Source organism: Radiobacillus deserti (genome assembly GCF_007301515.1).
In the GTDB taxonomy this organism is placed as follows: Bacteria; Bacillota; Bacilli; order Bacillales; family Amphibacillaceae; genus Radiobacillus; species Radiobacillus deserti.
The window spans coordinates 1,127,800-1,148,432 of sequence record NZ_CP041666.1 but is presented as its reverse complement, the minus strand read 5'-3'; the positions used below and the strand labels follow the sequence as shown (position 1 = coordinate 1,148,432).

The following is a 20,633-nucleotide window of genomic DNA, read 5'->3' as shown; positions in this document are numbered from 1 at the left end:
ACGGAATCATGATTACAGGAGAAAACAACCAACAAGCGACAAAACCACAAGATGATGTCCAAGTTCGTACACCAAGAATAGACGTTTATGAGTCAGCAACACATTATTTTGTGAGAATGAGTTTACCTGGGGTTCAAAAAGAGAATCTTCATGTAAAGCTTCTCAATAATCAAGACCTTGAAATAAAAGGGAATGTCTATCCTTCGCATCCAGACCACGTGAATCAATTAGTCGCACAAGAAATTTTTGAAGGTCCCTTCTACCGGCTGATCCGGTTTCCAAGCTATATTGAAAAGAATAGTATTTCCATCGATTACAATGCTGGCATCTTAAAGCTTAACATAAGGAAGGATGGAGATGGATGAGCTTTGGAGTTGATCCAATAGGGGTAAATATTATTGGTGGAATTAAAGTAAATGCGTTAGAAAATACAGCTTCGATTGGTATCGGAGAAAATCAATATATGTCCTTAAATAGCCAAGTAAAGAACAACCTAAATGCAGGAGAAGTGTATGGTGATTTTGATTTTAATAATTTCCAAATTATCGGTTCTACTGTATTGGATCCAGATGGTGTTGATACCTCCATGCCCGTTAATACACCTGCACTTGGACTGGAAGACTAAGAAAGCCGAGTTTCCTATTAGAGGAACTCGGCTTTTCTATTCCTTCACCTGCCCCCAGAGTTCTGGATGGGTAGATTCACCATGAAAGCTATCCAGTTGTTCCTGATCATAAATGGCAGATTTCCTTGAGCTCATATTAATATTGGAACCATCTCCGTATGCACTTCCAATCCCATTGTTGGTTTTAGATTCGCTTTTCAGCTCTGATTGAGTACCTCTCCCAATAATTAATGAAGAAGTACCAGAGATATGAAATACTTTCAGATTTCCAATATTAACTTGAATATCTCCCAAAATAATCACTCCTATTAGAAATCAACAGGGATGGACTCCTCTTTCTTGTTGGCTTCCCTTTTCCTGAAAATAAACGTTGCAATACTGTTGTCAACGGTTACGTGATAATTATCTTTGTGGACTGGATATGGAAAATCCATCTCTCTTTCTAAGATTCCATCATGAAAATCAGATTCTATCATTTTGGTCGATGTAGCTGGTTGCGGACGATTTGGTTTGGCTTTGATTAATACACGTTTATCGGATAAAAACGAGAGCTTAACATGATTTACATCTACTAACCCAGGGACAAAAGCGGATAAAAATAAATAAGTATCGTTCTCCCAAGTTTCTAAAGGGATAGAATTGTACACTTGCTTCTTCTGCCTTCCCATCCCATGTATAGAATTCCAAAAGTCATCGTCTAGTACCTGCTTGTATTGATCCACCATCCATTTTATATCTTTTAGATAGTCTGGTGAAAATGTGTGGGTAGGCTGCATATTACGAAACATCTTTTGAAAGTTAAATGGGTCCATTGGTAACCACCTCTGACTCGTTGTTACCATATTCTATTCAAGCGATAGCCTACTTGTTCTTTCCTCATAAAAAAAGTCCCTACATCATGTAAGGACTTTTGCGACAATCAATCTGGAATTCCTAACGCTATTTTCGCATAACGAGACATGCGATCCTTCGACCAAGGTGGGTTCCAAACGATATTTACTGTCGTATCTTTTACTTCTGGAATATCTTCTAATACCCGTTTTACGTCTTGTTCAATATGCCCAGCTAGAGGACAGCCCATTGCTGTTAACGTCATAGTCACAATTGCTGTTCCATCCTCATCTAAATCTACACCATACACAAGACCAAGGTTTACAATATCTATACCAAGTTCAGGGTCAATTACATTTTCTAAAGCACCCATCAGATTTTCTTGCAAAGCTTCATCCATGCTTATCCCTCCTTCAACATACTACTCCTATTATACACATAAAACCTAATATTTTTAAACGATTGGTATTCTACCAACCCACCCATTAAAGTTGAAATTCGAACCAATTTACCGTCTCCAACGTAGCAAACCGACTTACTTTATGTCCTCGTCCTACCTCACGTAAAAAACGAATGTTTTCTGGATTTTTATATAGCTTGGTTACTTCCTCATAAAAGCTATAGGATTGTTCAAAAGGAACTACAGGATCCTTATCTCCATGCCAGAAGAATAATGGTCTTTCCATTAATTTATCTGTCTGCATGGATAGATCAATATGCTGCAATTGATGGAGAATGTCGGTTACCTGGTCATCTGTCATCGGAAAGCGATCCATCCTTTTTTTCACTTCATCCACCATTCGCTTTGCATATTCTGTTAGTTTAGGCGATCCCATCAAAACAGCGGCAGCTTTTATCCAAGGAAACTGCGTGAGTGCTGCAGCTGTCGTAATCCCTCCCATGCTCGTTCCAGCTACTCCAAATCGATCTTCCTTTATCCAATTGCGAGTATCCAATTCTTGCTTAATTGTAGCTAAATCCATAAGGTTTTGTTGCACAATATGAAAGAACTGTAATTCTCTTTCCGCATGGGGAATATCGTTTTCTCTTTCACCATGGTGCAAACTATCTGGTAATATGACACGATACCCTTTTTCTGCAAGTAAATACGCAATTGGTAGGTTGTGCTCTTTTGCACTTGTATATCCATGGAAATAGGTTAATACTGGTAGAGACTCCTCTCGTTTTGCCGCTTCCACAATTGTTAATACTGGAATTTCTCCCCATCTTTCTTTAAAAACTTCAATCATCATATGTAATTCCCTTCTATACACTGTGTATCCCTTACCTAGCTCCTTCTATCATAATATGAATGTACAGTTGTTGCAAAAGAGACAAGCCAACTTGACAAAATCTTTACAGATAATTGTTGGACAGCTACACTATACTTACTAAGAGGTGATAAAAATGACAAAAAGCAGACATTTAATTGCATTAGATTTAGATGGAACCTTGTTAACAGATGATAAGGTCATCAGTGAACGGACGAAGAAAACAGTGTTAAAAGCAAAAGATGAAGGACATATTGTGGTAATTGCCACTGGTCGTCCACATCGTGCAAGTATTGATTATTACAGAGAGCTTGGTCTTGATACACCCATGGTTAATTTCAATGGAGCTTTAATCCATCACCCAAATGACCATAAATGGGACGCCCTTCACAGTCCACTTCCTGTTCGTACAGCTTTAAAAATCGTAGACACCTGTTATACGTTAGGTGTGCGAAACGTTCTAGCAGAAGTAAGAGACCATATATACATAGATCGTTATGATGAAGAATTAATGGAGATATTTCATGCAAACACGCAAGACTCCATTATCAAAATTGGGAGTTTAAAAACGGAGCTAGACGAGGATCCAACTTCCATTCTTATCCACCCTCAAGAGGACCATATCCAAGCACTTCGAGATCATTTAGATCAAGAGCATGCATCGGTTATTGAGCACCGCAAATGGGGAGCACCTTGGAATGTAATTGAAATTGTCCGTAAAGGTTTAAGTAAAGCGGTTGGGTTAGAAAAAATTGCACGTTATTATAATATCCCATCTAATCAGATTATTGCGTTCGGAGACGAAGATAATGATTTGGAAATGATTGAATATGCTGGAGTAGGTGTGGCCATGAACAATGGAATCGATGAGTTAAAAAAACTTGCCAAGCATATTACTGCTTCAAATGAAGAAGATGGTATCGGTATTTTTCTTGAAGAGTATTTAAATCTAAACGTCCATACAAATTGATTTCCATGATTTTCGAATCATAATCATTCAATACCTATCCATACTAAGCTTGAACGCATTAGCGTTCAGGCTTTTTTTACACCCTTTCACGGAAAGGATCAGGAGGGATAACTGTGAGTAAAAAAAGTAAATCAAAACGTTTTACTCAACAAGGTGCAGACGCTGTAAAACAACATGACGAACGTTTCCCTTACCGCCAGCGCTTTTCTGATGCAGAGCGCAAACGTGAAAAAGAGGAAATTAATTCACTAGGAGGTTTTTAAAGATGGAAAACATGGCAACCAACTTGTTTAAACAAGCAAAAAACGCAGTTGCACAATTTACAAATTCACAAAACCCTTCCGAGCAAGAAAAAGAAGCTGCTCGTAGTGTAATCCAGTCAGCTTTTACTAGCGCATCCCCTGCTGAACAGCAACAGTTGCAAGAGCTGGAACGTAAACTCGAGCAACATAATGAGCTGAAGTAGTAAGAGAAGCCACAAAACAGCCCCAGAGCGGGGCTGTTCTCCTTTATATCTTTTCCTCTGATTTTGTTTCCTATTACTTTTGTCTACAAGTGAGCATAAAGATAGCCAAATTCTGGGGTATTTTTTGAAATCCTTAATAATAGCTAGAAACGTTAGGAAACTGCGACTAACCGAGGTCGCCATTCTCCTCATGTTATTGCCATAGACTACTCCGACAAAAACTGCACCTATTCCCCAGGAAATAATCATATAAAAAATCCACTCGACAATAATCGGTCATTCTATATCCTTCATTATTGGAATAAAATTTACATATAAAAGAAGCATGTAGCCTACCTAATCAACCATTTCCCCTTTAAAACATAGAGTCCATCCCTCCCTAGTAAACTTATGGATTCATATAATATTCTTTTGTATTCTATTTTTTTCTGCTATGATGGACGTAAATGAGTTAGTAGGAGGGACTATCATGAGTGTACATATCGAGACAACACCGAATCCAAATGCACTAAAATTCACAACAGACTCTATGATTTTTGCAGGAAACAATAGTATATCGGTCATGCCTGGACAAACAAGTGAGCATGAAATATTAAACGAATTAATGCAATTAGATGGCGTAGACAACGTGTTTGGATTTCAAAATTTCATTACAGTGAATAAACAAATGGATGCGGATTGGGAAGGATTAAGCGCTAAAGTAAAAGAAGTTATAGAAAATCACGGTTACTAAAACGAAAAGGAGCACAGGATAAATCCTGCGCTCTTTTTTAATCATTACGTCGAAAGAATCCAAAAATACCTGTAGTTTGTACGACATTCGTGAATGCATTTGGATCTACTTCATTAATAATTCGTTCTAAGTCATAAAGCTCATACCTAGTTATAACGAGAACCATCATATCTTTATCCTCTTTTGTATATGCCCCTCTTGCAGGAAGAATCGTAATTCCCCGCACCATTGTGTCATGAATCGCTTTCTGTAGTCGATCTGCTTCTCGTGTCACAATCATAGCAGTTACTTTTTCATGACGGGTATGGATGGCATCAATAACACGTGTTGTCACATAGAGGGTTAGAAGTGTGTAGAGTGCATTCTCTGGTTCATAAATAATACCTGCTAAGGCAATGATAATCCCATTGATAACCATGAAAAAGTTCCCAATAGGCCGATCCTTCATTCGCGACAATACCATGGCGATAATATCAAGTCCGCCAGTCGAAGCCCCCCATTTAAGCGTTAATCCTACTCCAATTCCAGCAACTAAACCACCGAAAACAGCGTTTAAAATAATATATCTTCCGATAGCTGTTGAACCGGGATCACTTCCAAGAAAAAGGAAGTAGCCGCAACAGATATTGCACTGTATATCGTAAACCCTTTCCCGACCTTGAACCATCCAAGAATGGCAACTGGAATATTAAAGATAAATAATAAAATACCGGTACTTACCCCTTCGATCCCGACGAAATCATTTAGTATACTAGAAGTGAGCTGTGCAATCCCAGTAAACCCACTTGCATATACCTTTGCACTTATAAGAAACAAATTCAGGGAAAGAGCACCTAGTAATGCCCCAAACAAAACAACTAAAATACGTTTTAGCTCAAATAAAAACATAGTAACCTCCTCTCTCTTTCATCTGTTACGTATGTAACTATGTTCCAATACCCAACAATCGTTAAATATAATCCATATGGATTTGTTTTTAAAGGGATTTACCCAATTTTTTTGAAATATTCTCTATGCGTTACACTTTTAAAAATCTTTGACTAACCTTTTCCCTAAGCATACAATATTAGTAACATTATCGACTCACATGATGTAATTCATACTGGTTATACTAGTTATTCCACTCTACAGCATGTCCTACATATAAAACTGAAGAAAAGAAGGTGAAGGAATGAATGTAAAGATTCTTGCAGACTCCGCCTGTGATTTAGGAGCACAAAGTGTTGAACAATATGATATTGATATTCTCTCCTTAACGGTCCAACTTGATGATGAAAATTTTGAAGATGGAAAAACAATTTCTGCTAAAACGGTGTATGATGCTATGCGAAACGGTAAAGCACCAAAAACATCACAAGTATCTCCACAAACGTTCAAAGATGCTTTCGTAAAATATGCCGAACAAAATCAACCTTGTGTTTACTTAGCGTTCTCTTCTGAATTGTCCGGAACGTATCAAGCTGCTAAGCTAATGGAACAAGAGGTAAAAGAGCAGTATCCAGAATGGCAATTTGAAATCTTGGATACGAAAGCAGCTTCACTCGGTCTTGGGCTAATCGTATTAAGAGCTGCTAAGCTTGCCAAAGAAGGAGCCGATTTCACCTCTATCGTTGAAACGAGCCGTTATCATGCGGAACATATGGAGCATATATTTACGGTCGATGATTTAGAGTATTTATATCGCGGAGGTCGTGTAAGTAAAACAGCTGCTTTTGTAGGAACCCTTTTAAAAATAAAGCCATTACTGCACATGGAAGACGGGAAGTTAATTCCTTTAGAAAAGATACGTGGAAGCAAAAAAGTATTTAAGCGTATGGTAGAGGTGATGGAGGAAAGAGGCGTTGACTTGGCCAATCAACCGATTGGTATTAGTCATGGAGACTCTCTTGAAACAGCTCACCTAGTACGTGATATGATCCAAGAAACATTTGGAAATAAACAAATTCATATTGAAATGGTTGGGTCAGCAATTGGAGCACATTCCGGGCCTGGAACGATAGCTATCTTCTTTTTAAACCAACCTTATAAGTAAATCGAAAACCTGTTCTTCTTCACTTGGAAGAGCAGGTTTTTTTAATACAAAAATTTGTTTTCATATGGACCATACTTTTTTACATACACTCATGAAGTCTTAATAAAAAGTTACTGTATTTCCAACATAGAAAGCTTATAATGTAGGTTGGTTAGGCATCTTTCACTTTGAAAAGGAGTACTCCTTGCTATGAAGACAAATCAAAAATTAACGCTCTATGCTTTAACATGGCCCATCTTCGTTGAAACGCTTTTACATATGTTGATGGGAAATGCCGACACACTAATGCTCAGTCAGCTTTCTGACCACTCTGTAGCAGCGGTTGGGGTTGCGAACCAAATTATTCAAGTGGTCATTGTCATGTTTGGGTTTGTTGCGGCTGGAGCAGCTATTCTTGTAGCACAGAGTCTAGGAGCAAAAGAGGAAGAGCTCGCAGGGAAAATTGGAATGACCTCAATAAGTATTAACCTCTTATTTTCTTTAGTAATTAGTATAAGTCTCGTATTTTTAAAGAAACCATTGCTACAACTAATGGATATCCCTCAAGAGCTTATGGATGAGGCTTCTGACTATTTACTTGTCGTTGGCGGTTTTCTATTTTTCCAAGCATTAATCATGACGATTTCTGCAATTCTAAGAAGCTATGGATATACGAAGGATACGATGTATGTCACCATCGGGATGAACCTATTAAATGTAATAGGAAACTATATCGCCATATTCGGCCCCTTCGGATTACCTATTTATGGTGTGGAAGGAGTTGCTATCTCTACCGCTACAAGCCGATTCATTGGCTTTCTATGCTTATCTTTCCTCCTATTTTATCGGGGAAACTACGCACTTCCAATTCGCTCTTTTATCCATTACCAAAAAGAGCATGTGGTTAGTCTATTAAAAATTGGAGTACCATCTGCTGGAGAGCAGTTATCCTATAATGCAAGTCAAGTAGTCATCACTTATTTTATTGCACAGCTAGGTACAGTAGCTCTAACTACGAAAGTGTACACGCAAAATATAACGATGTTTATTTTTCTTTTTTCCATTGCCATCGGTCAAGGAACACAGATTCTGATTGGACATATGATTGGAAGCAATGATTATGAATCTGCTTATAAAAGATGTATTCGTAGCCTAAATCTATCTATCTTCGTTTCCATTATGGCGGCTGTACTTTTCTACTTTGCAAGGGAACCATTATTTTCTATCTTTACGGATAACCGATCGATTATAGAACAAGGTGCGTTGCTCATGCTGCTTACCATTGCTTTAGAACCTGGTCGAGCCTTTAACTTAGTCGTGATCAATAGTTTACGGGCTGCTGGTGATGTGAACTTTCCTGTTATGGTTGGTATCATGTCTATGTGGGGGAGTTAGTGTAACGTTTGCCTGGTTCTTCGCCATCCATCTAGGGCTTGGTCTTGTTGGAATATGGATTGCCTTTATTGCCGATGAATGGCTACGCGGTTTATTGATGCTGAAGAGATGGAGAGGAAGGAAATGGATGAGACAACGGTTTAAGATAAAAGAGAAAGTAGTAAATTAAAAGAAAAATTTCTTTTTGTGCGTTAGATAAATGCATGAAACAGCGAATTGCAATAGGACCTAACACATTTAATAACTAATCTGTTAGGTCTTTATCATTTTTAAAATTCGTTCTTTTCCCATCATTTATCAATCTTTCCATCCCCTTAAACACAATTATTTATTACTATCGCACCATAGTGAGTAAGGATAATGAGGATAATGATTAAACAATTTCCTGCTCAATCCACAGATATCTATTCCTTTTAAACGTTATATACCACAGCATACTAAGGAAATTAGTGTCTCTTAATCCACCACACGAAAATCTAACAATTTCATTGTCTAGGATTTCAAAATGTATCTTCCGACTTCGACACCAGTCAATCTTTAGATAGAGAGTATATAAACCTGGATGTAAGCTGTAGTTAAAAACTCCATTCGGTCCAATCGTACCAATCTCTTGTTCATTTAACATTACTTTATACTTTCTTAGTTTATCCGTCCAACCTTTTTCTCGTGTAATTTCAATCATTCCAGCTTTCCAACTTTCTATTATCTTCATTCGTTATTCCTCTTAACTCGAGATGAAATTATAAATTTGAAAAACGAATGAGAAGAATATAAATATTTATAAGGAAGTAGTATATTCCTTCTTCTTAGAATATAAAGATAGAACGATAACATTCTTGATAATCTCAGACGGCACCCTATACGGACACAATCATAAAAAGCAATTCCTCTAATGTCTATAAAATAGAAAACGACGCTATAGATTACGAGAAGCTAAAGGAGTTATTGCAAATTAAGGATAATTAGCTTCTTTACGGAACTAATTATCCTTTGCATTGTTTAATCCGTCCTTTTTTTTCCTCTTACACTTAAAAATATGACCATGGCAACAAAAGCAGCCATTACGAGAATAACAAAAGAAATGAAGGTCCAATTCATTCCAGTATCTTCTTCTACAATAAAGATATCCGATGTTTCTCTATCTAGAGCAATTTTATGAACACCATCCTCAGACCCCCTTACAATATTATCTAATAACAGCCCTCTTAATTGTTGGTCATTTTCTAGCTCTTCCAAATGAATGACCTTTGTCGACGTATCGTTGTTAATCGCAACATACATCGTTTCTTTTCCATCTGTTCGTTTGTATAAGCTCATGGCGCCTTCACTAGCTACTTGTTCTAATTCTCCATTTGCTAAGACGGGGAACTGCTTTCGAATTGCATTTAATTGTTCAATATGGGCCTTTAAGTCCTCGTCTCCACCATTTAACTGAGCTACACGGTGATCGGGTTCTGGAACTCCGTTATCCATGGGCACCTCTGTTCCTTGATACACAGTGGGCACCATGGGCATTGTATATAAAAACGTTAGCGCAAGCTTCCAGCGTGTGATTGGGTTCTGTTTCTGCATTACTGCTTCTCTTGTAAAGCGGATCGTTTCGTGACTATCTAAAAAGCCAACAGGTGCAGTATCTTTACCAATAGCACTAGCTGTTTCTTGCCACTGATTCATTAATGCGTCCAGTGATTCCCCTGACGAACGGAAGGTACTCGTCATCGATTGGTACATGTCTTTTGCTATCGTTGCATCATAGCCAGTTGGATAATTTGATAAATTTTCTACATCCGTTAGAATGAGAAAATCTGGATTCACTTCTTTTAATCGTGATGAAAGAGAGCCTACAAAGGATCTTGACATTTGATCGTCTACATACAGTCTAAATCCATCTACCCCTGTTTCCTTTGCCCAGTTTTCTGCAAGGTCCAACATATAGCTTGCTGCTTCTTCGTTTTCTGTATTGATAACAGGTAAACCATCTAACCATGGCCTTTCGAATTCATCGTCTGTCGCAACGTTTCTATTTGGAAGGAACCAGTCTTCTTTTTCCGCATCTTGCAGCCATGGATGGGTCTGAGCGACATACCATGGGGAGAAATCAAGGATAATGTTCATGTCGCGGCTATGCACATCGTCTACAAGAGCCTTTAAGTCTTCCAACGTTCCGAAATGCTCGTCTACTTCCAGTAGATTTTCCGGCCAGAATCCGTGGTATCCATCTACTGAATTCGCCATGACTGGACTGAGATTTATCGTAGAAAAGCCTAATTCTTGAATATGATCTAATCCATCCATTACACCTTGAATATCTCCACCATGATAAGCATTTGGATCATTCACGTCTATCTCATAATTATTCTCAGAATTGGAGTCCTGAAAACGATCAATCATTATGTAGTAAATAGATTCTTTCGTCCACGAATTCGTAGCAGATTCATCCGCATACACACTGGAGGTGCTGACGAAAAAGATAAGTACGCTTACGAAACTAGCTAAAAATTGCTTCATGTCTTTGCCTCCTTGGTTACATTCGTCCTCTTCCTATTATCCAATTGTAAGTCGGAATGTCAATTTCATAGGCAAAATTGTTTAGAAATAGACATATGTCGGGCACAAAAAAATAGTGCCTAGCTATTTGCTAGGCACTCTATCCATTAAACTTCTATTTTCACATGATATTTACGTAACCAATGATCAATCTGTCCTAAATGAGCTAAGAGCTGTGGTCCTGTCATCAATTGACCGAACCATGGTGCTTCGATTTCTTTTCCTTCGCTTTCGACTAACTTCTTCACCGCTTCTCGATCAAAGATCTCAAACAAACGAGCGTTCGGATCCTCCAATATTTCATTTAACCACGTTACAACTGCTTCTGTGTACACTGGATTATGTGTTTTAGGATACGGGCTTTTCTTACGGTAAAGAATCTCATCTGGCAACAGTCCTTCCAATGCTTTTCGAAGAATTCCTTTCTCTCGACCACGATATGTTTTCATTTCCCATGGGATATTCCACACGTACTCAATTAAGCGGTGATCACTAAAAGGAACCCTCGCTTCAAAGCTTGCCCCCATACTCATGCGATCCTTACGATCCAATAACGTTGGCATGAACCAATGCATATTCAAGTAGAACATTTGTCGTCTTTGTCTCTCTAGCTCGCTATCGCCTTCAAAGTCAGGCGTTTCATCAATTGTTTCTTGATACTTACTGAGCATATAACCTTGTAAATCTAGTTTTTCTTTCCATTCATCGGTTAGTAAAGATCGTCTTACTTCGGAGGAACGAATCCACGGAAAGCCTTCCCGCGCTAAATCATCCTCCCGATAAAACCAAGGATATCCACCAAATATCTCATCCGCACATTCACCAGAAAGAGCTACCGTTACAATCTCTTTCGTCTTTTCACAGAACCAAAATAACGAGGAATCCACATCTGCCATTCCTGGTAAATCACGAAGCTCCACCGCACGTTTTAAACGGTCCGCTAGTTCTTTATTATCCATTACAAAATTGTGATGGTTCGTGTTATTATCCTCTACAACGATGCCTAAGAATTCTTGGTCACTATTTGGTTGAAAGCTACTTGAAGTAAAATATTTATCATTATCTTCATAGTCAATCGAAAATGTATTTAATTGCTCCTGCTCTTTCGATGTATCTTTTTTTAAATAGTTCGCCGCAATAGCTGTTATGGCACTGGAATCCACACCACCAGACAGGAACGTTCCAAGAGGTACATCCGATACAAGCTGACGCTCTACTGCATCTTGAAATAAATAACGAATGGTATCGGCTGTTTCTTCCACATCATCTGTATGGGCCGTACTGACCACATTCCAATATCTCCATGTTTGGAATCCTTCTCTATTGAATACACCAACATGACCAGCACGTAGCTCGTAAATTCCTTTGAAGACCCCATTTCCTGGTGTACGAGAAGGCCCTAATGCAAGAATCTCGCTTAATCCGTCCTTATCTAAAATAGGCTCGATCTCTTCATGAGCGAGTAATGCTTTAATCTCGGAACCAAATAGGAAACCGCCATCCTTTTCCGTATAAAAAAGTGGCTTAACCCCTACACGATCTCGTGCAATAAATAAATGTTCCTTTTCAGAATCCCAAATAGCAAACGCGAATATGCCATTAAATTTCTCCACACATTTTTCGCGCCATTGGGCATAGCTTTTTAATAATACTTCAGTGTCTGAATGTCCGTTAAACGTCCACCCAAGGTTAAGTAATTCTTTCCGAATATCTTCTGTATTATAAAGTTCACCATTATAGACCAATACGAAGTTATCATCTCCGACAGAGCATTCCATCGGTTGTTTCCCACCGTCTGGGTCCACTACAATGAGCCTACGATGCCCAAACGCATAGTCTTTTTCGATCCATTCTCCATACGCGTCTGGTCCTCTATGTTGGATAGCATTCGACATCTTGCGGATATTGGACGTCTCTCTTGTTAAATCTCGATTGAAATCAACCCAACCGGTAATTCCACACATGCTGACAACATCCTTTCTGTGTATTAAAGCACCTTACATGCTATGCAGCTGTCATCAGTAATGTGCAGAAATTTACTCATTTTCTTTCTGTTGAACTAATTTCTTCAATGTCATATGAATGTTTTGTAAGCTTATTAATACGAATCCGAGCATTAAAAAAGTAACGATTTCCCCAGTGAAAAACGACAACACAGCAAGTATCACTGCAAACAATCCATACCAAAATGCGTTCATGCTTTCCCTCCTCCCGAAATGCTTATTAATAGTTATATTTTACCTACAAAAAAATCTTATCACTTGTTGTGATAAGATTTTTAGGATTAAAAGAGATGTACTCCTAATGGTAAGCGTCCAAAACCAAGAGCTAGAACGAGAACGAATGCTATCGCAAACTGAATCCATGCCCCACGAGCCGGTTTTTCTTTTGCCGTCTTCATTAAAATCATTTCAACAGCACCAATCACCCAAATACCAGCTAATAGTTTTGTAATTACTTCTGGGAGCATTGCACCGGTTTCAAAGTAATCTGTCAACAAAGCCCCACCAGAATACAATATTAACAAATAATCTAATCGCAAAATCATGTGTACCATTTTTCCAGCCTTTTGATTATCTTTCTTGTAAAATGACAATGCTACAAGTAACAAAATAATCGCTAGTACCCAAGAGGTAATATGTAGATGTGTATTCATCGCTTGCCCTCCTTATTTGTTATCAAGGATATCATACCATGTTTATCCATTATGGTGAACCATTTACATAGATGAGGAAAGATACATTAAAAAAAAACTGTTATAATGAATTCGTATGGTTTATTTATGAAACGGAGGGGTTATATGGTACGATCTAGTCAAGAAATCATCGAACAAACACAAGAATTCGGGGCAAAAAACTATCACCCGCTTCCGATCGTGGTATCAAAAGCGGAGGGTGTTTGGGTAGAGGATCCAGAAGGTAATCGCTATATGGATATGCTTAGTGCCTATTCTGCAGTGAATCAAGGACATCGTCATCCTAAAATCATCCAAGCCTTAAAAGATCAAGCTGATCGTGTAACGCTAACGTCAAGAGCTTTCCATAACGATCAATTAGGACCTTGGTATGAAAAGGTTTGCAAACTGACAAATAAAGAAATGACATTACCAATGAACACAGGTGCGGAGGCTGTAGAAACAGCGATTAAAGCAGCTCGCCGTTGGGCCTATGATGTAAAAGGAGTTGCAGATAACCAAGCTGAAATCATTGCTTGTGTGGGCAACTTCCACGGAAGAACGATGACAGCTGTTTCCTTATCTTCTGATGAGGAATACCAACGTGGATTTGGACCGATGCTACCTGGTATTAAACTGATTCCATATGGAGATGTAGAAGCACTTAAAGAAGCGATCACAGAAAATACGGTAGCTTTTTTAGTAGAGCCAATCCAAGGGGAAGCAGGAATTGTCATTCCACCAGAAGGTTTCTTAAAACAAGCATCCGAAGTTTGTAAAGCCAACAACGTCTTGTTTATTGCGGATGAGATACAAGCAGGATTAGGACGAAGTGGTAAAATGTTTGCTTGTGATTGGGAAAATGTTACACCAGATATGCTGATTCTTGGTAAAGCATTGGGCGGCGGTGTATTCCCTATCTCATGCGTCGTTGCAAACGGCGATATATTAGGTGTATTCAACCCTGGGTCTCACGGCTCTACATTTGGTGGTAACCCACTAGCTTGCGCAGTATCACTCGCTTCCCTTGAAGTGTTGGAAGAGGAAAAACTAGCAGACCGCTCTTTAGAGCTTGGAACATACATGATGGAAGAATTGAAAAAAATCAATAATCCTGCTATTAAAGAAATCAGAGGAAAAGGGTTATTTATTGGAGTAGAACTCCATGAACCAGCAAGATCTTACTGTGAACAATTAAAAGAAAAAGGCTTACTTTGTAAAGAAACCCATGAAAATGTCATTCGTTTCGCCCCACCACTAGTCATCGAACAAGAAGACTTAGATTGGGCAATTACAAAAATAAAAGAAGTTCTATCTGTATAATAAAAGGATGGGGCTGTCTCAAAAGGCCTCTTTGAAATGAAAAAGCCACGGAGATATTCATTTTTCTCCGTGGCTTTTTCGGTGTGAGCTTATTTCCGCTATGAAACAGGCGGTTCCACTCTGCCTGTTTCAGGAAGTTGTGGGCCATCGCGACCAGTCCAAACTCTATCCTTACTTTATCGATCCCACGAAGAGAAAATCGCCGGAACGACCGATTGCCCTTGATATGACCGAACACACTTTCCACCTCCACTTTTCGTCTGGCGTAGATACGTGCTCCTTTGTCACACCAAAGGTTTTCCCTTGCTTCCTTCTTCAGTTGTTCAAATGCCGGGTTATAGTAAACGCGCCGGTTTCCTTTTGCTTTCGTGCACTTTTCTTTTAATGGGCATCCACTACACTCTTCGCATTCATAGACCTTGAATGTTCGCGTATAGCCGTACCGATCGGTACGGTGCGAGTGGAATTGAAAAAGAACTTTTCGTCCATTCGGACAAATGTAATAATCCCCATCCTCCTTGTACTCCCAGTTCATAACCTGACTTGGGTCTTTCTTGAACGAACGGGACTGCTCTTTTCGCATCGTGTTGTAGGGAATGAGTGTTTCAAACCCTTCCTTCTTTGCGTATTTATAATTGACTTCTCCACCATACCCTCCATCAGCGACAATTGTATTAGGGAACGGAAGCTCTCTGGCCTGTAGTTTTTGAATGTGTGGTTCAAAACAACGGGTGTCCGTTGGACGCTGATGGATCGAGTAGCCGAGGATGAATTGATTTTCTGTTCCTGCCTGCACATTATAACCAGGTTTCAGTTGTCCATTCTTCATATGATCTTCTTTCATTCGCAAAGGTGGCATCCGTGTCTGTCTTGGAATAACTGTTCCGGTCACCGAAGGTGGCCAGCTGGGTTTCATACTTTTTAAACGAGGTAGGTAGTCCTGGCTCAACGTTTTATAGATACGTCGTTTAGCACGGAATACTTCCTTTTTTTCTTTCTTTTTCCTTATCATTTTCTTCTTCGACGGCTTTTTCCGCCTGTTCTACCTGGGTTTCTACCTGCTCGACAACTTTTTCGAGTTGCTCCGAAGTTACTCGCTTGGCAGGAGACCCTTCATCCGGAAGTATTTTTTCATCCATCTCAATGGCATCTTCAATATCCGCGAATGTTTGATCCAATTTTTCCTGTAGTTTTTCTTCGTAACGTTGGACAGATTTTTTCCACAAACGTGTATTTATTGGCATTCGCCTCGATTTTGGTTCCATCAAGGAAGTAGTTGTCCATGGATATGTACTCTTGATCGATTAGAAATCAACTCCGTGAATAAAGGTTCAATAATTGCCTTCATACGTTCTGAGCGGAACCGGTTGATGGTTCGGAAATCTGGTGTCTGTTGGCCGGCCAGCCACATCATCGGGAGATGTTCCCGAAGGGCTTTGGCGATTTCACGGCAGGAGTAGATTTTTTGCGTGTAGGCGTATAAGATAACTTTTGTCATCATTTTGGGATGATAGGAGCTCCGGCCACCCCCTTGGTATTGGGAAAAGAAGATATCATCATTCACCTGTTCCACCATGGCATGAATGACGCGGACCACATGGTCCTCTGGAATTAAATCACTGAAGTCCATTGGTAGAACCAACTGACCCATGTTATAATCAATGAAAGTAGCCGAAGAGTTACTCATAAAAAATCGCCTCACTTTTCGTTTTTTGTTGGTTTGGTCGCTTACATTATAACGAATGAGGCGATTTTTTTGTATGTAAAAGAGAAGATTTTTGCATTGTTGATTGCCAATTTGGGAAGGGAATCGTTTCCCAATGCCACTTTTCCGGCACCAACAGTAATAAAAGAAAAGGGCTGTCCCAATTAGTCTATACAGACTTATGGGACAGCCCCATTTTTATATACCGAAGGAAAAGAACATATACGCATGAACGAACAGTGCCAGTAAAAATAACACTGCGTAAAATAAATTTGCGTGATGCCAAGCGAAGTGAGCTAGTCCAAATATAAGAGCAAGCGCTAGCAGAATAGAAAAATTTCTTTCGGCCATTCCTTCATATAGCTGACCAATGGTCACAATCCAAGCCGTTAACGTATAGAACGTTAAATCTATAAATACAGCATAGATAAAAATACCGATAATAACCCAAAAGAAAAATCCATACGATGCTGGAAATCCGATTCGTTCCATTAGAAAGAAACTTATAGTTCCAATACCCATAAAACCAAAGACCATAACACCTAATCCTAATGCTTTAGAAGTTGTTCGATACCAATGCTTCCCTTGAATCCAAGCCACAATCGTTAGGATCACGACAGCTATGCTCCAAACAGTTCTCTTGAAAAAGGTAGAACCGTCGAAAACATTGAGAGAAACATAACAAACCCTAAAAATAACCCAAGCATAACGGCTAGAAATTGTGTGATTTTAAAGCTTCGCATTTGAGTTTGTAATAATTGAACTTCTCGATTCGAAATATCATCCTGTTTGTCCCATCTCTGGAACAATTCCTTTTTAAGTAGTTCTATCAACATTTCGCTGACCTCCAACTAATTCTCTCTTCATTTTTTTGCTTTTTCCTGTAGGTTAGACTTTTCCATATCCATTCAACGGGTCCATAATAAAAGGAACGGAACCATAGCTTACTCCCTATAACTTGTAACGTGAAGATTATAATCACAATCAGTACACTAATACCCGGAGTAATTTCACCATACAATCCCAATCCAACGGAATAGTACAAGAAAAAGCTTACAACCGATTGAAATAAGTAATTACTTAAGGACATTCGTCCAACATATTCAAGCGGCTTGAACCAGTTTACGATGAACACTTTCTGATAAAGCAGGGCTATCGTCACAATATAAAAAATAGCAGAGGCAGATCCCCCAATGGTATCTTGATAAGAGGATAACCAAAGTGGATTCCCTATCAGATAAGGAGCTGCTTTCCCAATTAAAAAGAGTAATAGAGTCGTCCACCATATTTTTCTTAGAATACTCCGATGTTTAGACACATCATGTAACCACCGTTTTCTCGCAAAAAACATACCTAATAAAAACATTGGCAACAAACTTAGGATAAGAAAAATAAAATTAATGCCAAAATTGACGTACATCCAATCTTGATAATTCTGCCCCCATATATCTAGTAAAGAACCGTGACCATAGTTCTCAAGGGAGGATTCTATCGCACCGTAATCGGACATATCCCCTGTCAGATATTGACGCACTAAAAATAGAAGCCACGTATATAATAAGGTAGGCACAATAAGCAACGAGAGACTCCAAGTAAGGAGGGTTTTATTCTTTCGACCAAAAAAAGCAAATAACAGGAAGCCGATACTTCCATAGGAGAGCAATATGTCACCATGCCAAATTAAAAAAGCATGAATGAAGCCAAATCCTAATAAAACACATAGTCTCCGAAAAATAACTGGTTTAAAAGGAATTTCTTTTTCCCCTAATCTATCAATCATGATTTGGATTCCAAATCCAAATAAAAAGGAAAAAAGTGTATAAAAACTAGCTTGAAAAAATATATCAATGATCGTTTGTATGGCAACTTGATATGGGAGATCCCAAACCATTTTCGTTTCTCCATATAAAAAATATGGGGCATGAAACGCAGGGGTGTTGACCATAAAAATCCCAAAAATAGCTAAACCACGGCCTGCATCAATCCAGGAAAGACGGCTTTTCTCCGATAAAGGGGTGCCTTGGCTCATTCTTACTCCTCCAATCCATTCTCACTTAATAGTATCTTATAATTCAAATGTGGTGAAGCATTACTTTTTTGAGGACTGAACATCAAAAGATTCCTCTACATACGCTCTATTAGAAGGGAGGAATCAGCGTGCCAGCTGTAGTTGGAGCCATTAAAGTGATTACCGTATCGTCATCCAGTATTTTTAATGTGGGGGATGTATATGCGATGAACCCCGAATCCTATGTCAAAACATTTGCTGGTGGCGGTTCTTTCAATACAGGAAATGGTATTTATATCGACTTAAATCGATCCACAACTATCGTAAGGGACACAGATAATATTGACCAGCCAATAGTGGATGAAGGAGGAATTTGATGAACATCACTGTCTATCAGAACATTCACATTAACATATTAAGGGTACAAACTGTATCCAATTCTTCCGTTTTACAGATTGGAACCTCTGGGCAAATTAATGCGAAAGCAGACTTATATAACACTGGTGGCTTTGTTGGGCTTGCAGAGGATGCTTTAACAGAAGATCAATTAGAAGGTCCTATTGTTCCACTTGCTCCACCTTCCTAAATCACCAATCCTATTCCCAAGTCATAGGCTAATATCAGGACTTCAGTGGGAAGGAGTTTTTGACGTTGTATTATTACAATTGGAATGATTACTTACAACAATTACACACGTACGTAGGCGAACAACAAAGAAAAATTGATGATTTAGAGCAGCGAGTCCTCGCTTTAGAAAATGATAAGAAGCAACATACGGTAGTGGAAAAATTAGAGTACAATTTTGACCAATTAAAAATTGAACGTCTCGATGGAACACTCCATATCGGATTAAGTCCTGAAGAACTTTCTTCCATGGATTCGACCGCATTACAGATCCCACCAAGACGAAACGAACCTAATAGCCTAGAAGCACGAGATCCAATTCTTCAACAGCTCCATACTTATGTAAACAAGGAACTACCTAACAGAATCCAACAATTATCCAAAGAGTATCAGGTTCCAATAGACGATAACTTTGAAAAGGAAATACTGACAGACATAAGAACTCAACTGTCCGGACGGTTGGCCTACTATAGAAAAGAACAAACTCCAGAGCACTCTCTCTATCCAGTTATTAGCCAGGAAATTGACCACTCTCTTCAGCAATTCTTTATAAGAGAGCTGGAAAAAGGGGATAGCAATAATGAAACTTGAAGTTCATAACTGGGATTTACAGGTTGGCGATGTCCAAATAACTGGTGTTTCCTCTTCCTCTCTCTTTTTAATTGGGGATATGGAAGAAGCAAACCTAGTATCCTATTACGACACTCCTCCTGACTCGTATATTGCTGGTTCACTCGTTCCTTTAGGAGGAGGGACGTTCCAAAGATGAAAAAAAGAATATCTCGAGTTCGGAAGGTTACGATTGCAACTATCTCTTATAGTTCTTTCTTTGAAGTAGGAGATGCGTCTGCTTTTCAACCAAAAACCAATGCTATAGCTGTTCAAAAATCTGGTCGACCTCATTCGACAGACAAGGGCTTTCCCTTTGAACGTTACTCCATATTTTCAGAAGAGGTTCAAGTCAAAGGACTGCCGTTAACTCCATTTTCATATTCTAGCAATCATCATCAGCCCTTTATTGATGTAAATCAAGTTCAGGTTCTTGGTGTTTCCTCTTCTTCTCTTTACCAAATCGGGAGCCTAAATCGTATTGAAGCTGAGTCTAGGATTAAGCACATTCGTATTTTAAGTCCGCAACAATAAGCGAATAATTGAATATGCTACAGTGTACAAACTATTTATAAGTAGGTGTTTATTATGCCATCCGCAGTAGGACCGTTAAAAATAAATAGTGTAAGTGGTGGAGTTGTAAATTTTGGAGATAGTTTTTATCTAGCTCCAAAAAGCACATCCAAAACTGCTGCAGGTTCAGGAGGATTTAATACAGGGGATTTTATTAATACAAACAATGGATGGAGTTCAACCGTTACAAATGACCCTGATGCCGCCGATCAAAACGTCTCAGCAAATGCATAGGAATAGAGCCCCGTTTTATACAGTACGGGGCTCT

26 protein-coding genes and 3 pseudogenes are annotated in these 20,633 nt (G+C 38.9%); 15 read left to right on the top strand and 14 right to left on the bottom strand.

Features of this window, described 5'->3' with window-relative positions:
• Positions 1 to 8 precede the first annotated feature (8 nt).
• Together FN924_RS06080 and FN924_RS06075 are read left to right on the top strand one after the other, a co-directional pair.
• Positions 9 to 365: an Hsp20/alpha crystallin family protein gene (locus FN924_RS06080; RefSeq protein ID WP_143892689.1), complete on the top strand. Its 357-nt coding sequence runs from the start codon at positions 9 to 11 to the stop codon at positions 363 to 365.
• Positions 362 to 625: a spore germination protein gene (locus tag FN924_RS06075; RefSeq protein ID WP_143892687.1), complete on the top strand. Its 264-nt coding sequence runs from the start codon at positions 362 to 364 to the stop codon at positions 623 to 625. The genes FN924_RS06080 and FN924_RS06075 overlap by 4 nt, the downstream gene beginning before the upstream one ends.
• A gap of 36 nt (positions 626 to 661) precedes the next feature.
• Here FN924_RS06075 and FN924_RS06070 read toward each other — a convergent pair whose 3' ends face one another.
• The 4 genes from FN924_RS06070 to FN924_RS06055 form a co-directional block, all read right to left on the bottom strand.
• Positions 662 to 919, bottom strand: a complete 258-nt coding sequence (locus FN924_RS06070) for a spore germination protein (protein ID WP_158633951.1) — start codon at positions 917 to 919, stop codon at positions 662 to 664.
• 14 nt (positions 920 to 933) lie between these two features.
• Entirely contained in the window at positions 934 to 1,437 is a 504-nt protein-coding gene (locus FN924_RS06065) for a hypothetical protein (RefSeq protein WP_143892683.1), read from the bottom strand.
• A 107-nt stretch (positions 1,438 to 1,544) separates the two neighbouring features.
• A complete protein-coding gene (locus FN924_RS06060) occupies positions 1,545 to 1,856 on the bottom strand; it encodes a metal-sulfur cluster assembly factor (RefSeq protein ID WP_143892681.1) in 312 nt (103 codons plus the stop codon).
• Positions 1,857 to 1,941: 85 nt separating this feature from the next.
• Positions 1,942 to 2,709, bottom strand: coding sequence for an alpha/beta fold hydrolase (locus tag FN924_RS06055; RefSeq protein WP_323368638.1), 768 nt, complete (start codon positions 2,707 to 2,709; stop codon positions 1,942 to 1,944).
• Positions 2,710 to 2,863: 154 nt separating this feature from the next.
• Between FN924_RS06055 and FN924_RS06050 the strand changes: the two genes are divergently transcribed.
• The 4 genes from FN924_RS06050 to FN924_RS06040 all read left to right on the top strand — a co-directional run bounded on the left by FN924_RS06050 (position 2,864) and on the right by FN924_RS06040 (position 4,896).
• On the top strand, positions 2,864 to 3,697 hold the full coding sequence (locus FN924_RS06050; protein WP_143892679.1) for a Cof-type HAD-IIB family hydrolase: 834 nt from the start codon (positions 2,864 to 2,866) through the stop codon (positions 3,695 to 3,697).
• Between the two features lie 113 nt (positions 3,698 to 3,810).
• Entirely contained in the window at positions 3,811 to 3,960 is a 150-nt protein-coding gene (locus FN924_RS19085) for a hypothetical protein (RefSeq protein ID WP_194709693.1), read from the top strand.
• A gap of 2 nt (positions 3,961 to 3,962) precedes the next feature.
• On the top strand, positions 3,963 to 4,163 hold the full coding sequence (locus FN924_RS06045) for a DUF3813 domain-containing protein (protein ID WP_228409594.1): 201 nt from the start codon (positions 3,963 to 3,965) through the stop codon (positions 4,161 to 4,163).
• A gap of 469 nt (positions 4,164 to 4,632) precedes the next feature.
• Positions 4,633 to 4,896: a NifU N-terminal domain-containing protein gene (locus tag FN924_RS06040; RefSeq protein WP_143892678.1), complete on the top strand. Its 264-nt coding sequence runs from the start codon at positions 4,633 to 4,635 to the stop codon at positions 4,894 to 4,896.
• Positions 4,897 to 4,933: 37 nt separating this feature from the next.
• Here FN924_RS06040 and FN924_RS06035 read toward each other — a convergent pair.
• Positions 4,934 to 5,784, bottom strand: a pseudogene (locus tag FN924_RS06035) (YitT family protein).
• Between the two features lie 283 nt (positions 5,785 to 6,067).
• Between FN924_RS06035 and FN924_RS06030 the strand changes: the two are divergent.
• Entirely contained in the window at positions 6,068 to 6,928 is an 861-nt protein-coding gene (locus tag FN924_RS06030) for a DegV family protein (RefSeq protein WP_143892676.1), read from the top strand.
• A gap of 189 nt (positions 6,929 to 7,117) precedes the next feature.
• Positions 7,118 to 8,471: pseudogene (locus FN924_RS06025) on the top strand (MATE family efflux transporter).
• A gap of 204 nt (positions 8,472 to 8,675) precedes the next feature.
• Here the strand turns inward: FN924_RS06025 and FN924_RS06020 are convergent.
• From FN924_RS06020 to FN924_RS06005, 5 genes are all read right to left on the bottom strand, one after another.
• Entirely contained in the window at positions 8,676 to 9,014 is a 339-nt protein-coding gene (locus tag FN924_RS06020) for a hypothetical protein (RefSeq protein WP_143892674.1), read from the bottom strand.
• 287 nt (positions 9,015 to 9,301) lie between these two features.
• Positions 9,302 to 10,810 carry an alpha-amylase family glycosyl hydrolase gene (locus tag FN924_RS06015; protein ID WP_143892672.1) on the bottom strand — a complete coding sequence of 503 codons (1,509 nt, stop codon included), beginning with the start codon at positions 10,808 to 10,810 and terminating at the stop codon, positions 9,302 to 9,304.
• A 146-nt stretch (positions 10,811 to 10,956) separates the two neighbouring features.
• Positions 10,957 to 12,813, bottom strand: coding sequence for an asparagine synthase (glutamine-hydrolyzing) (gene asnB / locus FN924_RS06010; protein ID WP_143892670.1), 1,857 nt, complete (start codon positions 12,811 to 12,813; stop codon positions 10,957 to 10,959).
• 72 nt (positions 12,814 to 12,885) lie between these two features.
• Positions 12,886 to 13,047: a hypothetical protein gene (locus tag FN924_RS19080; protein WP_194709692.1), complete on the bottom strand. Its 162-nt coding sequence runs from the start codon at positions 13,045 to 13,047 to the stop codon at positions 12,886 to 12,888.
• A gap of 86 nt (positions 13,048 to 13,133) precedes the next feature.
• Positions 13,134 to 13,505 (bottom strand): YisL family protein, encoded by a 372-nt coding sequence (locus tag FN924_RS06005; protein WP_143892668.1) that lies wholly within the window; start codon positions 13,503 to 13,505, stop codon positions 13,134 to 13,136.
• A 144-nt stretch (positions 13,506 to 13,649) separates the two neighbouring features.
• Between FN924_RS06005 and FN924_RS06000 the strand changes: the two genes are divergently transcribed.
• Complete coding sequence (locus tag FN924_RS06000) at positions 13,650 to 14,846, top strand: ornithine--oxo-acid transaminase (RefSeq protein WP_143892666.1); 1,197 nt, start codon at positions 13,650 to 13,652, stop codon at positions 14,844 to 14,846.
• On the opposite strand, the pseudogene FN924_RS19935 reads toward FN924_RS06000, so the two are convergent.
• The 4 genes and pseudogenes from FN924_RS19935 to FN924_RS05980 all read right to left on the bottom strand — a co-directional run bounded on the left by FN924_RS19935 (position 14,815) and on the right by FN924_RS05980 (position 18,580).
• A pseudogene (locus FN924_RS19935) lies at positions 14,815 to 16,533 on the bottom strand (IS1182 family transposase). The gene FN924_RS06000 and the pseudogene FN924_RS19935 overlap by 32 nt on opposite strands.
• Before the next feature lie 216 nt (positions 16,534 to 16,749).
• Positions 16,750 to 17,166, bottom strand: coding sequence for a hypothetical protein (locus FN924_RS05990; protein ID WP_143892664.1), 417 nt, complete (start codon positions 17,164 to 17,166; stop codon positions 16,750 to 16,752).
• 5 nt (positions 17,167 to 17,171) lie between these two features.
• Positions 17,172 to 17,387, bottom strand: a complete 216-nt coding sequence (locus FN924_RS05985) for a hypothetical protein (RefSeq protein ID WP_143892662.1) — start codon at positions 17,385 to 17,387, stop codon at positions 17,172 to 17,174.
• Entirely contained in the window at positions 17,381 to 18,580 is a 1,200-nt protein-coding gene (locus tag FN924_RS05980) for a DUF418 domain-containing protein (RefSeq protein ID WP_143892660.1), read from the bottom strand. The genes FN924_RS05985 and FN924_RS05980 overlap by 7 nt, the downstream gene beginning before the upstream one ends.
• Before the next feature lie 128 nt (positions 18,581 to 18,708).
• Between FN924_RS05980 and FN924_RS05975 the strand changes: the two genes are divergently transcribed.
• The 6 genes from FN924_RS05975 to FN924_RS05950 all read left to right on the top strand — a co-directional run bounded on the left by FN924_RS05975 (position 18,709) and on the right by FN924_RS05950 (position 20,599).
• Positions 18,709 to 18,936, top strand: a complete 228-nt coding sequence (locus tag FN924_RS05975; RefSeq protein WP_143892658.1) for a spore germination protein — start codon at positions 18,709 to 18,711, stop codon at positions 18,934 to 18,936.
• Entirely contained in the window at positions 18,936 to 19,145 is a 210-nt protein-coding gene (locus FN924_RS05970; RefSeq protein WP_143892656.1) for a spore germination protein GerPB, read from the top strand. Before FN924_RS05975 ends, FN924_RS05970 begins: the two co-directional genes overlap by 1 nt.
• Before the next feature lie 65 nt (positions 19,146 to 19,210).
• Positions 19,211 to 19,774, top strand: coding sequence for a spore germination protein GerPC (gerPC, locus tag FN924_RS05965; RefSeq protein WP_158633950.1), 564 nt, complete (start codon positions 19,211 to 19,213; stop codon positions 19,772 to 19,774).
• Positions 19,764 to 19,952, top strand: coding sequence for a spore gernimation protein GerPD (locus FN924_RS05960; protein WP_143892652.1), 189 nt, complete (start codon positions 19,764 to 19,766; stop codon positions 19,950 to 19,952). The genes gerPC and FN924_RS05960 overlap by 11 nt, the downstream gene beginning before the upstream one ends.
• Entirely contained in the window at positions 19,949 to 20,326 is a 378-nt protein-coding gene (locus tag FN924_RS05955; protein ID WP_143892650.1) for a spore germination protein GerPE, read from the top strand. Before FN924_RS05960 ends, FN924_RS05955 begins: the two co-directional genes overlap by 4 nt.
• A gap of 54 nt (positions 20,327 to 20,380) precedes the next feature.
• Positions 20,381 to 20,599: a spore germination protein gene (locus FN924_RS05950; RefSeq protein WP_143892648.1), complete on the top strand. Its 219-nt coding sequence runs from the start codon at positions 20,381 to 20,383 to the stop codon at positions 20,597 to 20,599.
• Positions 20,600 to 20,633 lie beyond the last annotated feature (34 nt).